The organism is Commensalibacter sp. A3DC (assembly GCF_047307945.1).
Lineage (GTDB): Bacteria > Pseudomonadota > Alphaproteobacteria > Acetobacterales > Acetobacteraceae > Commensalibacter > Commensalibacter melissae.
Genome location: NZ_JAXOQA010000048.1, coordinates 1 through 14,210 on the forward strand (window position 1 = coordinate 1; position 14,210 = coordinate 14,210).

At 38.9% G+C, this 14,210-nt stretch carries 11 protein-coding genes and 1 pseudogene; 3 read left to right on the forward strand and 9 right to left on the reverse strand.

Going from position 1 to position 14,210, the window contains the following annotated elements; all coding sequences use genetic code 11:
• Both U0839_RS06530 and U0839_RS06535 read right to left on the reverse strand, forming a co-directional pair.
• Positions 1 to 217 (reverse strand): annotated as a pseudogene (locus U0839_RS06530) (cytochrome oxidase); the annotation flags it as partial.
• A gap of 38 nt (positions 218 to 255) precedes the next feature.
• Positions 256 to 930: a class I SAM-dependent methyltransferase gene (locus U0839_RS06535; protein WP_370533610.1), complete on the reverse strand. Its 675-nt coding sequence runs from the start codon at positions 928 to 930 to the stop codon at positions 256 to 258.
• A 203-nt stretch (positions 931 to 1,133) separates the two neighbouring features.
• Here U0839_RS06535 and U0839_RS06540 point away from each other — a divergent pair, with 203 nt between their 5' ends.
• On the forward strand, positions 1,134 to 1,322 hold the full coding sequence (locus tag U0839_RS06540) for a hypothetical protein (RefSeq protein WP_155565638.1): 189 nt from the start codon (positions 1,134 to 1,136) through the stop codon (positions 1,320 to 1,322).
• 7 nt (positions 1,323 to 1,329) lie between these two features.
• Here U0839_RS06540 and gshB read toward each other — a convergent pair whose 3' ends face one another.
• The 4 genes from gshB to uvrB are packed head-to-tail and all read right to left on the reverse strand — an operon-like array spanning position 1,330 to position 5,913.
• Positions 1,330 to 2,292, reverse strand: a complete 963-nt coding sequence (gshB, locus tag U0839_RS06545; RefSeq protein ID WP_155565639.1) for a glutathione synthase — start codon at positions 2,290 to 2,292, stop codon at positions 1,330 to 1,332.
• Positions 2,293 to 2,307: 15 nt separating this feature from the next.
• Positions 2,308 to 2,793 (reverse strand): transcription elongation factor GreB, encoded by a 486-nt coding sequence (gene greB, locus U0839_RS06550; RefSeq protein WP_110438227.1) that lies wholly within the window; start codon positions 2,791 to 2,793, stop codon positions 2,308 to 2,310.
• 29 nt (positions 2,794 to 2,822) lie between these two features.
• Positions 2,823 to 3,710, reverse strand: a complete 888-nt coding sequence (locus tag U0839_RS06555; protein ID WP_155565640.1) for an aldose 1-epimerase — start codon at positions 3,708 to 3,710, stop codon at positions 2,823 to 2,825.
• Positions 3,711 to 3,723: 13 nt separating this feature from the next.
• Positions 3,724 to 5,913 (reverse strand): excinuclease ABC subunit UvrB, encoded by a 2,190-nt coding sequence (gene uvrB, locus U0839_RS06560; protein WP_155565641.1) that lies wholly within the window; start codon positions 5,911 to 5,913, stop codon positions 3,724 to 3,726.
• Positions 5,914 to 6,122: 209 nt separating this feature from the next.
• Between uvrB and U0839_RS06565 the strand changes: the two genes are divergently transcribed.
• Together U0839_RS06565 and U0839_RS06570 are read left to right on the forward strand one after the other, a co-directional pair.
• The gene (locus U0839_RS06565) at positions 6,123 to 7,946 is read left to right on the forward strand and encodes a M3 family oligoendopeptidase (protein ID WP_155565642.1); all 1,824 of its coding nucleotides are present in this window, start codon (positions 6,123 to 6,125) and stop codon (positions 7,944 to 7,946) included.
• On the forward strand, positions 7,947 to 9,311 hold the full coding sequence (locus U0839_RS06570; protein WP_155565643.1) for an ABC1 kinase family protein: 1,365 nt from the start codon (positions 7,947 to 7,949) through the stop codon (positions 9,309 to 9,311). It begins immediately after the preceding gene.
• Positions 9,312 to 9,380: 69 nt separating this feature from the next.
• On the opposite strand, the gene xylB is transcribed toward U0839_RS06570, so the two are convergent.
• The 3 genes from xylB to U0839_RS06585 form a co-directional block, all read right to left on the reverse strand.
• Complete coding sequence (gene xylB / locus U0839_RS06575) at positions 9,381 to 10,835, reverse strand: xylulokinase (protein ID WP_155565644.1); 1,455 nt, start codon at positions 10,833 to 10,835, stop codon at positions 9,381 to 9,383.
• 42 nt (positions 10,836 to 10,877) lie between these two features.
• Positions 10,878 to 12,845: a tetratricopeptide repeat protein gene (locus tag U0839_RS06580; RefSeq protein WP_413550317.1), complete on the reverse strand. Its 1,968-nt coding sequence runs from the start codon at positions 12,843 to 12,845 to the stop codon at positions 10,878 to 10,880.
• 152 nt (positions 12,846 to 12,997) lie between these two features.
• Positions 12,998 to 14,210 (reverse strand): hypothetical protein (locus tag U0839_RS06585; RefSeq protein ID WP_413550318.1); only part of this gene is annotated, 1,213 nt, incomplete at its 5' end.

Genomic DNA, 14,210 nt, shown 5'->3' on the forward strand with positions numbered 1-14,210 from the left:
AACCGAAGGCTCCCATTAATGCTGGCTGTAAGACAAAAAAAACCATCATTCTGGCATGAGTCTGGAAAATGTTGATGGCAGCAGTTTGGTCATGAATTTGAAATAATAAAGGTAGAAATTCATTCAGTTGGTAATATAAAGCGGTGATCCCTCCACTTAATCCTGCCAAGATAGCCAAAATAATGGCACTCATTCCTACTTTATAATTGATTTTCATTAATAATTTTCCACAAATATACTTTTTTTAGAGTATATCTATCTTTCAAAACTAACCAAAGTAAATAATCCTAAAGGCGGGACCGAATTTATTTCAGCCCTTTTTAACACTTCTGGTGGTAACAAGGACTGAATGGCAAAATCGGGATGCCAACCCAATGCCTTGGATGCAGGAGCCATAATTCGTTCAACATATGACCGGAGTCCTTTTTGAGCTATAAAATGATTCACAAAAAGAATATGTCCACCAGGCTTCACTACACGTTGTAATTCCTTAAACAATCGGTCTGGATGAGGCACAACCGAGGCAACAAACATGCCGACCGCAATGTCAAAAGAATCCGTTTCAAAAGTCGTTGCTTCAGCATCCATTTCCAACAATGCATCAACATTATCGATTTTTTCTTTTTTCACACGCTGTTTGGCCTTTTCCAGCATATCGGTTGAAAGGTCAATACCCGTCACTCTTTTATCATTATGATAAGAAGGTAAAGCCAGGCCAGTTCCGACACCCACCTCTAATATTTTTTTCCCCGGTAAAGAATTAACCTTTTCAACGGCACATCGTCGGCCAAATGAAGAAACTGTACCAAAAACAGTATCATAAACCTTGGCCCAGCGACGATAGGCAAGCTTAACTGCATCTGCATTTAAGGCAGTATGAGGTAAAGGAGACACGCTATTGCTCCAAATTTGGTGAAATAACAAAATAATACAAAAATAACACTTTATAATCCAATTTCATAAAAATAGAAATTTTTTTTATTTACCTTAAAATTAAAGTATTATTTTTTATAATTTTTCTTTGGATAATCAAAATTCATCGAACACTCTTTATTGTTTCCCGAATTATGTCTATACTCCATTTTGTTAACAAATTAAATAAATATAATTAGGACTTAAGCGTTAAAATGTTAATGACAATTGTGGTATGGATCCTCGCGATTGGATCAATCATACTATGGAGCTATAATTTTACTTACCTAAAACATCGTGAAATATACGAGTGGTTTGATAATAAATTTGGCAAGGATGACCCCATACCGCCAATGCCTTCAAAATCGAATTCTGATCAATCCAGTGATGACAAAAAAAATAATCTTTAATTCTTTTTCATTTTAGATAGGATTCAATAACATTCCAGATACAAGCTGCAGAATTCATTTGATTAAAACGGTCCAGCTCTTGTAACCCTGTTGGTGAGGTGACATTAATTTCAGTAAGGTAATCCCCCAATACATCTATCCCAACAAAAATCAACCCCTGCTCTTTCAGGGTTTTACCTATTTTAGAGCAAATATAAAGATCCCGTTCAGTTAATTGAGTTTTCTCCGCCACTCCCCCAACATGCATATTGGATCGCATATCTCCTTTTTGCGGAACTCGATTGATTGCACCGATAGGTTCCCCATCAACTAAAATGATCCTTTTGTCTCCCCTTTTAACGGAAGGCTCGTAACGTTGCACCATCAGGGGTTCATTGGATATTGAAAACTGCATTTCTAACAATGCATTAAAATTCTCATCCTCATCCTGAATGCGGAAAACGCCTACACCCCCATTCCCGAACAACGGTTTAACAACAATATCTTTGTATTCCTCCCTAAACATCCGAATTGTTTCGACATCGCGGGAAACAAGCGTGGGAGGCATTAATTCAGGCCAAAATGTAGCCATTAATTTTTCCGGTGAATTTCGAACGGATTTTGGATTATTTACAACAAATACCTTGTCCTTGCCCACACCATGAATACGTTCCAGAATATGTGTGGCAGTAATATATCCCATATCAAAAGGTGGATCCTGGCGCATCAACAGCACGTCAAAATCTGCCAGATTCACGGTTTCCACTTCTCCAAATTTTACATGATCACCTGTAACCTTTTGAATATTAACTTTTCGACCTCGTGCTGTTACATACTTACTTTTTTCATTGTTGAACAAACTTAAGCTATTTACAGAATAAACAAAAAGTGAATAACCACGAGCCTGTGCCTCGAGCATCAATGCAAATGTTGAATCTCCATGAATATTTATTTTTTCCAAAGGATCCATTTGTACCGCGATTTTTAACATTTTTAAATATCCATTCTATTCTGACTCTGCATCATAAGTGATTTCTAAAATTTCAAGGTATTTTTCACCAACAGGGGTTTGCAACCTTATTTCATCCCCTACTCTAGCACGCATTAATGCCCTAGCTACAGGGGATACTAAACTTATTTGCCCTTTTTCCGTGATTGCTTCGTCTGTTCCAACAATAGTAACCCTATGCTCACAATCATCCTCAGTTAAATAACGCACTGTAGCACCAAAAAAAACCCGATCTTTTCCCTGTTGATCAATGGGGTTTACAATTTGTGCGTTCTCTAACCGTTTGGATAAAAATCGAACCCGACGATCAATCTCACGCAATCTTTTTTTTCCATAAAGATAATCTCCATTTTCAGATCGATCTCCATTACCGGCTGCCCATGAAACAATTTCCACTATTTTTGGACGCTCTTCATGCAATAGTTGTAATAATTCCTTTTTCAAACGTGTATAACCCCAAGGGGTGATATAAGGTAAAGACATATAAACAAACCTAAATTCTAAAATAATCCCTATATTCCCATAAAGGAATAGAATATCCTGCCTTTTAAAATTTGCCCCGGTTTTAAGATAAACAAGCCGCGATCCGAAATTTCTGGCATATTGATTGCATTATTCATGTTAGTTGCCGGTTCCATAGTAAAAAAAGATTGGTCTGGCGGGGTATATACAACAAAATGCCGAAAAATAACGCTGGCAGAAACCGTTAAGAAACTATTACTATATTTCCAGCGGATAAACGCTTCGCGACCCCAGTTCACATAACAATTATCCAGAAAATCGTCTTGTTTCAAAATACGCATTTGATCAAAGTTCCATTGATCTTCGTTCAACATGCGACCCTCTGGCAATCCATCCGGACCATTGTTCCATACAGACGGTGCCGAAAAACCGATTTCAACAAGATTTCTTCTTGGCAAATAGGGATGAAAGCCCATCCCGATGGGTTGTTTGCAAATATCAGTATTTTTACATGACATTTGTATAAACAATCCACTTTCATAAACACAATATCTCAACCTGGCAAAATATGCATAGGGCCATTCCTTTTGAGATCCCTTATCCGGATTATAATTCAAAGTTAAAACAACACTATTTTCCGTAAATGATTCAAGATCCCAAGACTTTTGCCATGCATTACCATGAATGGAATCCTTTCCGTTCGACGCATTGGGGGTTAATTGATAAACACTGTTATTGAATTTAAATTTACCGTTTGCAATACGATTAGAATAAGGCAACATTGGATAGGCTGCAATAATCTGGTCAGAATGTCTCGTCAAGGGCGAACGCTCGACTGGATAAAAAATCAATAAATCTTTTCTCAACCAATATGCTATGGCTCCACCCAAAGAAGGATATATGCCGATTCTATTATTTCCCGCCTTAATTTCCAGCATCCCGCATCCCTATTTAATGTTTCTTTGATCTTTGACGCCTCGATGGACCATAGCCTCCCCCACCAGGTCCAAGAGGTCTTGGTTTAAAATTGCTTTTTAGGATTCTCCCCTCTTCTCTGGTACGGATTGTCGGTTCAATATCAGAAATTAATCCCATATCTAAATCTTCCAATCTCTTTATTTCATCTCGTATACGAGCAGCCTCTTCAAACTCAAGATTGGTGGCGGCGTTACGCATTTCCTTTTCCAATTCTGCTATGGTTCCTTTCAGGTCCTTCCCTACCAGAGAATGAATATCAGAAAATTCTGTTGGGGAAACCGTTACATAATCCTGCTCATAAACAGAAGCAATGATCTCTCCAATTTTCTTTTTTACTGTTGCTGGAGTAATATTATGATCTTCATTCCATTGTGTCTGTTTTTCACGACGTCTTGCAGTTTCTTCGATCGCATATTTTAAACTGTCCGTCATTTTATCCGCATATAATAAAACACGCCCATCAACATTTCTTGCTGCCCGTCCAATCGTCTGTATCAAAGAGGTTCTTGACCTTAAAAATCCTTCTTTGTCAGCATCAAGAATGGCTACCAATTGACACTCCGGTATATCCAGACCCTCCCTTAGAAGATTGATCCCTACCAGAACATCTATCACACCCAAACGCAAATCCCTTATAATCTCTATACGCTCCAAAGTATCGATATCTGAATGAAGATAACGTACCTTTATACCAGCTTCATTCATATAATCAGTTAATTTTTCAGCCCATTTTTTGGTTAGCGTTGTAACAAGAACACGCCCACCCTTCTTGATGACCTTATTTGCCTCGGATAATAAATCATCCACTTGCAATTCAATTGGTCTTATATCAGTAACAGGATCAGTCAAACCGGTTGGACGTATGACCTGTTCAATAAACACGCCTCCTGTTTTCTCTAACTCCCAGGGACCTGGTGTCGCACTGACAAAAATGCTCTGGGGACGATAACAATCCCATTCCGCAAAATTAAGTGGCCTATTGTCCATACAAGAAGGGAGTCGAAAACCAAAATCCGAAAGCGTTTTTTTACGTGCATAATCCCCCCGTTCCATTCCTCCTATCTGAGGTACACTTACATGACTTTCATCCACGATAAGCAAGGCATCTTCTGGCAGATATTCAAAAAGAGTAGGCGGAGGTTCACCGGGATTGCGTCCTGAAAGATAACGGGAATAATTCTCAATACCCTTACACAATCCTGTTGTTTCGATCATTTCAAGATCAAAAGTTGTACGCTGTTGAATACGTTCGGCCTCCAACAATTTGCCTTCAGCTACAAATTGATCAATTCTTTCCTTCAACTCAACCTTGATATTTTTAATTGCCTGATTCAAGGTTGGTCTTGGCGTAACAAAATGACTATTGGCATAAATAGCTATCGATTTTAAATTTGCTGTATTAACCCCGGTCAAAGGATCAAATTCGTTAATTGATTCAACCTCATCCCCAAAGAGCTGAATTCTCCAGGCACGATCAGCGTTTTGAACGGGAAAAATATCTATTGTTTCGCCTCTTACACGAAACGTTCCCCGCTGAAAGGCCATATCATTTCTACGATATTGCTGTTCTACCAAAGCTTTTAGCAAATCCTCACGATTTAACACTCCACCTTCCTCAACCCGCACAACCATATGAGAATAGGTTTCTGGAGATCCAATACCGTAAATACAGGAAACAGAACCAACTATAATAACATCATTACGTTCTAGTAAAGCCTGTGTGGCCGCATGTCGCATACGGTCAATCTGTTCATTGATCTGACTATCTTTTTCTATATAAGTGTCAGATCGAGGCACATAGGCTTCCGGTTGATAATAATCATAATAACTGACAAAATATTCAACCGCATTATTTGGAAAAAATTCTTTCATTTCTCCATAAAGCTGCGCTGCAAGCGTTTTATTGGGTGCTAAAATCAAGGTTGGTTTTTGCACGGCCTCAATAACCTTGGCCATGGTAAAAGTTTTGCCTGAACCTGTTACACCCAATAAGACCTGGTCACGATCTCCAGCCTCAATTCCATCAGTAAGTTGTTTGATGGCGTTTGGCTGATCTCCTGAGGGCTGAAATTGCGATACAATTTCCAACCTGTTCATTTTCGGCTTTGCCGGAATCTTTTCTGGATGAAAAATGACAGTTCCGCTTCTTTTTGGTTTTTTCATGGAAATTATCTGATTTTGTTATGATTTCTATATTTGATTTAAGATTAAGACTTTGTATTTGCTATATTATATAGCATAATAAATGGGCTACTAAAATGAACAATCCCAGTTCATAGATCAAAAAAACAAATGTCTGTTTTCATCGCCTGAAATATTCGATAAAATCCATTTATATAAAAGATCATTCATTTAAATCAAACAGAGATACAATGTCTAATTCATCTTGTCACACCAATCAGCCGAATCATGATACACTAAAATCCGAAAAGAAAAAATCGGATCAACTTCCTTCTTGGGACCTGACAGATTTGTACCCATCACCCGATTGTCAAGAATTAAAGAATGATCTGCAAAAAGCTCAAACCCTCATCACACAATTTTCTGAAAAATGGAAGGGAAATTTATCCCAGACATCAAGTCAGGAATTAAACCAAGCTCTTAAAAGTTATGAAATAATCAATGAAATATTGGGAAGAATTGGATCTTATGCTCAACTGATTTTCGCAACTGATTCGACCAATCCTCAAAATATCAAATTTTATCAGGATATCCATGAAAAAATAACTGGATTAAGCACGCAGTTTCTTTTCTTTACTCTGGAATTGAACCAGCTTAGCGAGGAAAATGTCAAGAATAAAATGCAGGACAACGAATTACTGCAGTGGAAACCGTTTCTTGATAAAATCCGTATATTGCGCCGTTATCAGTTAAGTAATGAAATCGAAAAGCTTTTCCATGAAAAAGCAGTTACGGGTGCCAATGCATGGTCAAGATTATATGACGAAACATTGGCGACCCTGGAAATCCCCCTAAAAGATAAAACCGTCCCTTTAGGTGAAGCTTTGAATAAATTATCATCTTCACAGGCAAAAGAAAGAAAAGATGCAGCCCAGGGATTGAGTTCGGTATTTTCGAAAAATCTGAGACTTTTCTCGATTATTACAAATACGCTGGCAAAGGATAAGCAAATCTCTGACCAATGGCGTGGTTTTTCCCGTCCAGACTCACAACGAAATTGTGATAACCAGATTGAAGACAGTGTCGTTGATGCACTGGTTACCGCTGTTACCAATAATTATCAAAATCTGTCACACCGCTACTATCTTTTAAAAGCAAAATGGCTGGGTGTGGACAAATTACATCATTGGGATCGTAATGCTCCCTTACCGGAAGATCATGATCAACCTATACACTGGAGAGACGCGAAGACAATCGTTTATCAAGCGTATCATGAATTTGATCCTCGGCTGGGCAAAATGATTGATCAGTTTTTACATAGTCCATGGATTGATGCCACACTACGTACCGGGAAATCCTCTGGTGCCTTTGCCCATCCCACTGTTCCATCGGTTCATCCCTATATTCTTCTTAATTACCATGGTCGCAGCCGAGATGTCATGACATTGGCCCATGAGCTGGGGCACGGAATTCACCAGATTCTTGCTGCAAAACAGGGATATATTCTATCTGATACACCGCTGACCCTTGCTGAAACAGCCAGTGTATTCGGAGAAATGCTGACTTTCCAGAGCCTTTTAAAAAACCAAACAGATCCCAGACATCGTCATATTCTCCTAAGCCGTAAGGTTGAGGATATGTTAAACACAGTAGTAAGACAAATTGCATTTTATCAATTTGAACGCAAGGTTCACGAAGCCAGACATGAGAACGAGCTTTTACCTGAACAAATTGGTCAGTTCTGGCTTGAAACTCAACAAAAAAGCCTTGGCCCAGCTTTTGAATTTACACCAGACTATAATACATATTGGACATATATACCGCATTTTATCCATACACCTTTTTATGTTTATGCCTATGCGTTTGGAGATTGTTTGGTAAATGCACTCTATAATGTCTATCAGGAAGGGTTTCCCGACTTCCAGGACCTTTATATTGAAATGCTGAAGGCGGGTGGAACAAAAAGTCATAAAGAACTTTTGGCGCCTTTTGGATTGGATGCCTCTGATCCAGCCTTTTGGCAAAAAGGATTAAATGTAATCAATGATTTCATAGATGAACTGGAACAAATTTAGATGGTACATAATAACGATAATCTTGATAAAACCAGTTTATTCAGTGGAATGAAACGTATGGTCAATTCTACCCGGGCGGTGGGGGGGATTGCCGCACGGTTGGCTGGTGAAAAAATGGGAATACCGATTAACAAAGCTTCCCATGCAGAAGAGTTGAAAAACATTCTTGGGAATCTCAAAGGCCCCATGATGAAGGTGGCGCAATTAATCAGTACCATTCCCAATGTCCTGCCTGATGAATATGCCGATGAATTGGCGCAGTTACAATCAAATGCCCCTCCGATGGGATGGTCTTTCGTCCGTCGTCGCATGAGGGGAGAATTGGGTCCGAACTGGGAAACCGCTTTTGACGAATTTTCACATGAAGCTGTCGCCGCAGCCAGTCTTGGTCAAGTCCACAAGGCAAAATTGCACGATGGAAGGGAAGTTGCCTGTAAATTACAATATCCCGACATGATTAGCACTGTTGAATCAGACCTCAAGCAACTTCGTCTATTAATTGCTTTATACCATCGATTGGACAATGCAATTAAACAGGACGAGGTTTACAAAGAGCTTGTTACACGTTTACAGGAAGAACTGGATTATAAAAGAGAAGCGGCCAATTTAAGACTTTTCTCCTACATGCTCAAAAATAATGACACAACAGTTATACCAAATGTAATTGAAAATCTTTCCACTGAACGTCTTATAACCATGGATTGGATAGAGGGCAAGAATCTAAGATCCATGATCACACCTGAATTAGATCAGGCTCATCGGAACAATATTGCCCGCGCACTCTTTAAAGCCTGGTATATTCCTTTTTATCAATATGGTGTCATTCATGGTGACCCGCATATGGGAAATTTTCTTATCAATCATCAAAATCAACTGTGTCTTCTTGATTTCGGTTCGATACGAATTTTTCAGGGTAAATTTGTCAAGGGTGTTATTGATCTTTGCCGTGCCGTAGAAACTAACAATGAGGAATTAGCCTATCAGGCCTATACCTCATGGGGATTTAAAAATATTTCCAAAGAGACAATGACTGTTCTAAATGAATGGGCAAGTTTTCTCTATGCCCCCCTTACCCAGGATAAAGACCGTTATATACAAGATGATACAGATCCGGATTTGGGACGTAAATTGGCCAATAAAGTACATAAAGGGCTTCAACAAGCTGGGGGAGTGACACCACCACGAGAATTTGTTCTGGTTGATCGTTCTGCGATAGGACTTGGAAGTTTATTTACAAGATTAAATGCAAAATTAAACTGGCATCAATTATTTCAGGAAATCATTGCAGATTTTAATGTTGACAAACTGGATCAGGAACAGGAAAAGGCAATAGAATTGGCCCGTGTTCCCCCCCCTTTGGAATAGAATAACGGCTACAGTGATTTAGTATGGAAAATTTGCTAGATCACTGTAGATATCAGGCAGTTAAAAGATTTAATACAAACCTTTAACTGCATGATATAATTTTTTGAATTTTTGATATTTTTCTTGATATTGCGCACTGACAGATTGATTGGGAACATAGGTTGCCTGTATGGAAGGTTCTGGCAATAAATCTCCAAATGCTACATTTGGATGACAACTCAACATTGCCAATCTTGCGGCACCCAATGCTGGCCCCACATCTCCACCTTCACGATATTGCAACGTTTCTCCTGTAATATCAGCAAGCAATTGACGCCAAAAAGAGCTTCTTGCCCCTCCGCCAATCAAACTGATATGGTCTGGCCTTAAACCCGTGGCATGTAAAACTTCCATACCCTCCGCCAATCCAAAACTTACCCCCTCTATTACTGCCTTGGCTATATCCTTCCGATCATGTTGATGGGTTAAGCCAAACAACATTCCATTTGCCTGGGGATTATTATGAGGCGTTCGCTCACCCGAAAGATAGGGAAGAAAAATAACGGATGATGGAATTGAAGAGGCCTGTCCTGCCATTTCCAACAATTTAGGCACTGTCTGAATTCCCATAATCCGAGCAGCCCAATCCAAACAGGAAGCAGCACTCAGCATAACAGACATTAGATGCCAGGTGTTCGGCAATGCATGACAGAAACTGTGAACAGCCTGTTTACAATTATTCAAAAACCCATCACTCGCGACAAAATATACCCCAGATGTTCCCAAAGAAAGCATAGCCTGACCTTTTCGCCAGATACCAACCCCAATTGCTCCAACGGCATTATCACCACCACCGGCAATAACCGAAACTTTTGAAGTCATTCCCCATCGTTGCGCTAATTCAGGTTTAACCGTTCCGGTTGCCTGATTGCCTTCAAACAATTGAGGCATATTTTTTCGCGTCAACCCACATGCCTTTAATAAATCATCATTCCATTGACGATTTTTGACATCAAGCCACATAGTTCCAGATGCATCAGACATATCAGATGCATAAATTCCCGTTATCAACCAGCGAAGATAATCCTTGGGTAATAGGACTTTATCAATTTGTTGATATACTTCCGGCTCATGTTTGCGAACCCAAGCTATCTTGGGTGCGGTAAAACCAGGCATCAGTATATTGCCTGTTATCTCTCTTGAATTTTGTACATTCTCCTCAATTTCATTACACTCCCGATAGCTACGCCCATCATTCCATAAAATAGCAGGTCGCAATATTTTACCATTTTTATCCAGCAAAACTGCCCCATGCATTTGACCCGTCAACCCTATCGCTTTTACATCTTTCAAGGAATATTGACTCGATAGTGACAAAAAAACCTTGTCTGTCGCCTTCCACCAATCAATTGGATTTTGTTCTGACCAAAAGGGATGGGGACGATAAACTTTCAGTTTTTCAATATGGCTGGCGACAATCTGATGGTTATCATTCAATAAAATACCTTTAATACCTGATGTTCCAAGGTCAATCCCGATATACATAACCATCCTTTATAATGAAATATAATACAAAAATAATATCACTTATTTGACTGTCCCAAGCGTGACGCAGGAATTTGAAAATCCCTTATTGCAACTTTCATTCAAAAGTTTTTTAGCCTTCCCCTTATTCTTTGGAAAATCCTTACCAGACAGAAAAGCCATTCCAAGATTATACATAGCCTGGGCATTCCCTTCCTTAACAGAATTTTGCAAATAATATTCTGCCTTGCCAATATTCTTCTTAACATCCTGTCCAGTCAGATATATCTGTCCCAAAAGACGGGCCGCTTCGGAATTTCCATTACTAGCCAAGATATCAAATAGTTTAATTGCCTCAGATACGTCTTTTTTTGTACCAACCCCCTTATAATACATCTTGGCAAGAATGAATTGGGAATCTAGATCTCCTGCCGCAGTGCCTTGCATATAATATTGGAAAGCCTGACTGTCATCTTTTTGAACCCCCAATCCATTCTCATAAAGTTGACCCAGATTATAATAAGCCTTTACTTTCCCCTGTTCAGCCGCCTCCCTAAACCAATAAATGGCCTTGGAGTAGTTCTTGTCAATCTGATCATTATTTTTATATAATTCTGCCAAAACAAACTGGGTTTGTGCATCTCCCTGATTTGCACCCTTTTGATAGTATTGAATGGCCTTATTGATATCCCTTTTCACCCCTTGACCTGTTTCATACATCAAACCTAAAGTATAGATCGCATGAATATTATTTTGCGCTTCAGCCTTTTCAAACCAGAATTTGGCCTGATCATAATTTTTTTCTATGAAAAATCCCTGTTCATATAATTTACCCAGATAGAATTGCGCCTGAGCGTTCCCCTGTATTGCAGATTTTTTATACCAATCAACGGCTGCTGACGGGTCTTTCGGAATTCCGCTGCCTTTTTCATACATAGTGGCCAATTGAAATTGTGCCTTACTATCTCCTGCCTGTGCCGCTTTTTTAAAAAGATCAAAGGCTTTCTGAAAATCCTTGTTAACCCCTCTTCCTTCCAGATATAATTCCCCCAGGGCATAAATGGCGTCATTATTTCCGGAATTGACCGCCATGTTGAACCAGTTCAATGCCTTGGAATAATCCTGGGAAACAATTTTTCCCTCTTCATACAAAATCGCCAATTTATATTGTGCTTCCGAATATCCTTTTTCAGCAGCCTGCTGCAATAAAGATAATGCCAATTGCGAATTTGGATTAACCCCTTTACCCACCATATACATCATTGCGAGATTGTATTGAGCTGTCACATTCTTTTTCGAGGCTTTTTCATACCAATAAAGAGCCTTGGAATATTCTTTATCAACCCCAGTCCCGTTTTCATACATATTGCCAAGTTTATATTGGGCGTCAGCATAACCTTTATAGGCGGCCTGTTCAAAACATCGTTGAGCCAATTTCGGACTTTTTGTAATATTTTTCCCTTCCAGATAAAGACTTCCAAGAAAATACAAGGCATGAATATTTCCCTGATCGGCAGATTTTTTGATCAGTTCTATACCTTTAGTTACATTTCTATCATTTCCCTCAAGATAAATGATACCCAATTGATACTGCGCATTTGTCTCCCCCTTGTCTGCAGCGGTTTGATACCAGCGAATTGCACGTGAAAGATCTTTTTTTACCCCTTTGCCATTTTTGTACATATTGCCAAGTACATATTGGGCCTTTACATATCCGTGACGGGCTGCCTTGCGATATAACTGAATAGCTTTTTGATAATTCTGCTCGGTGTTTTCGCCATATTCATACATCACACCCAGCATATATTGAGCCTCGACATTTCCCGCCTCAGCTGATTGCTCAAAATATTCACGTGCTTTTTTATAGTTCTGAGACGTACCCTCACCCTGCATATAAAGATTTGCACGATTAAATTGTGCCTCAATAAATCCCTGACGAATCGTTTTATAGAAACAGATGCACAAAAACACAAAAATTATGCAAATTACTGCTGCACTTTTACCGATAAAGGCAATCTTAGATCTGGACATAAACCCAACAATAACAAAAAAGAAAATGAATTAAGGCTGAATTATAAAGAATTTAATCGATAAAATAAACTTAACAAATCAATTTATTAAAGGCTCGGATTCCGCTTTATCTCATCTTAAAACCTGATAATGAAATATACCAGTTACAGATATCATGTTTCGCTTAATCGAATTAGCTCCATCCCTTTTTGATGATCGTGAGGTATTCCTCTTCCCTCTAGATACATTTTTCCAAGGATTAACTGTGATTTTTTATGATTTTGATCGGCAGCTTTTTGAAACCATGCCGCAGCCTTATGATTATCCTGGATAACACCATCTCCCTTATAATACATGACCCCCAAATTAAATTGAGCCAAAACATAACCTTGTTCCGCAGCTTTTTTAAAATAATCATAGGCCTTTTGAAGATTTATTCTTGATGTCTTTCCAGTTAAATAAAGATATCCCAAATTATATTGAGCATTCATATCATTTTGATCGGCTGCCTGTTCATACCAATACACGGCTTTGTCAATATTCTGGAGGACACCCTTACCCTCCTCATACATTTGTCCAAGCATGAATTGCGCCTTGACGTAACCCTGCATCGCGGCCTTGTTATAAAAGCTGAAAGCCCTCTTATAATCTAATTCGACCGTATTTCCAGTAAAGTACAGATTGGCTACAAAATATTGTGCCTCAACGTCATCCTGATAGGCGGCTTTCTCAAAATATCCTCTGGCTTTATTAGTATTTTTTTCTCCACCTTCACCATTCCAATACATCAAAGCTAGATTATATTCCGCTTTACGATCTCCCTGATTAGCAGACAGTTCAAAATATTCACGTGCTTTTTCAAGATCCCTCGAAACACCTTGACCATTCATATAGATGAACGCCAGATTAGTTTTTGCCTCCATATTACCTTTTTGGGCGGCCTGTTCGAAATAAACTCTTGCTTTACTATAATCCTTATCAACACCCTTACCATCAAGATAGATTAAACCTAGATTGAATAAAGCCTCACCCTCACCCTGACGAGCGGCCATTAAAAAATATTCATTGGCCTTTTGATAATTTTGCTCGACAATTTGGGCATCCATATAAATCTGCCCCAGTATCATCATTGCCTTTGTATTACCTTTTTGGGCCGCATTTTCAAACAATTCAAAAGCTTTTTCAACGTCAGCTTTGACACCCAAACCCTCGTAATAAATTATAGCCTTATACAAAATACCTTGCGCATATCCCGATGCAGCAGCTTTTTCAAAATATTCCAAGGCTTGTTTGTAATTTTGTGAAACACCATCCCCGTTAAAATACATTAAACCTATATCAACAGGATTGTTTCGTATTGCAGGTGAAGTTTCAGTTTGTATCCGA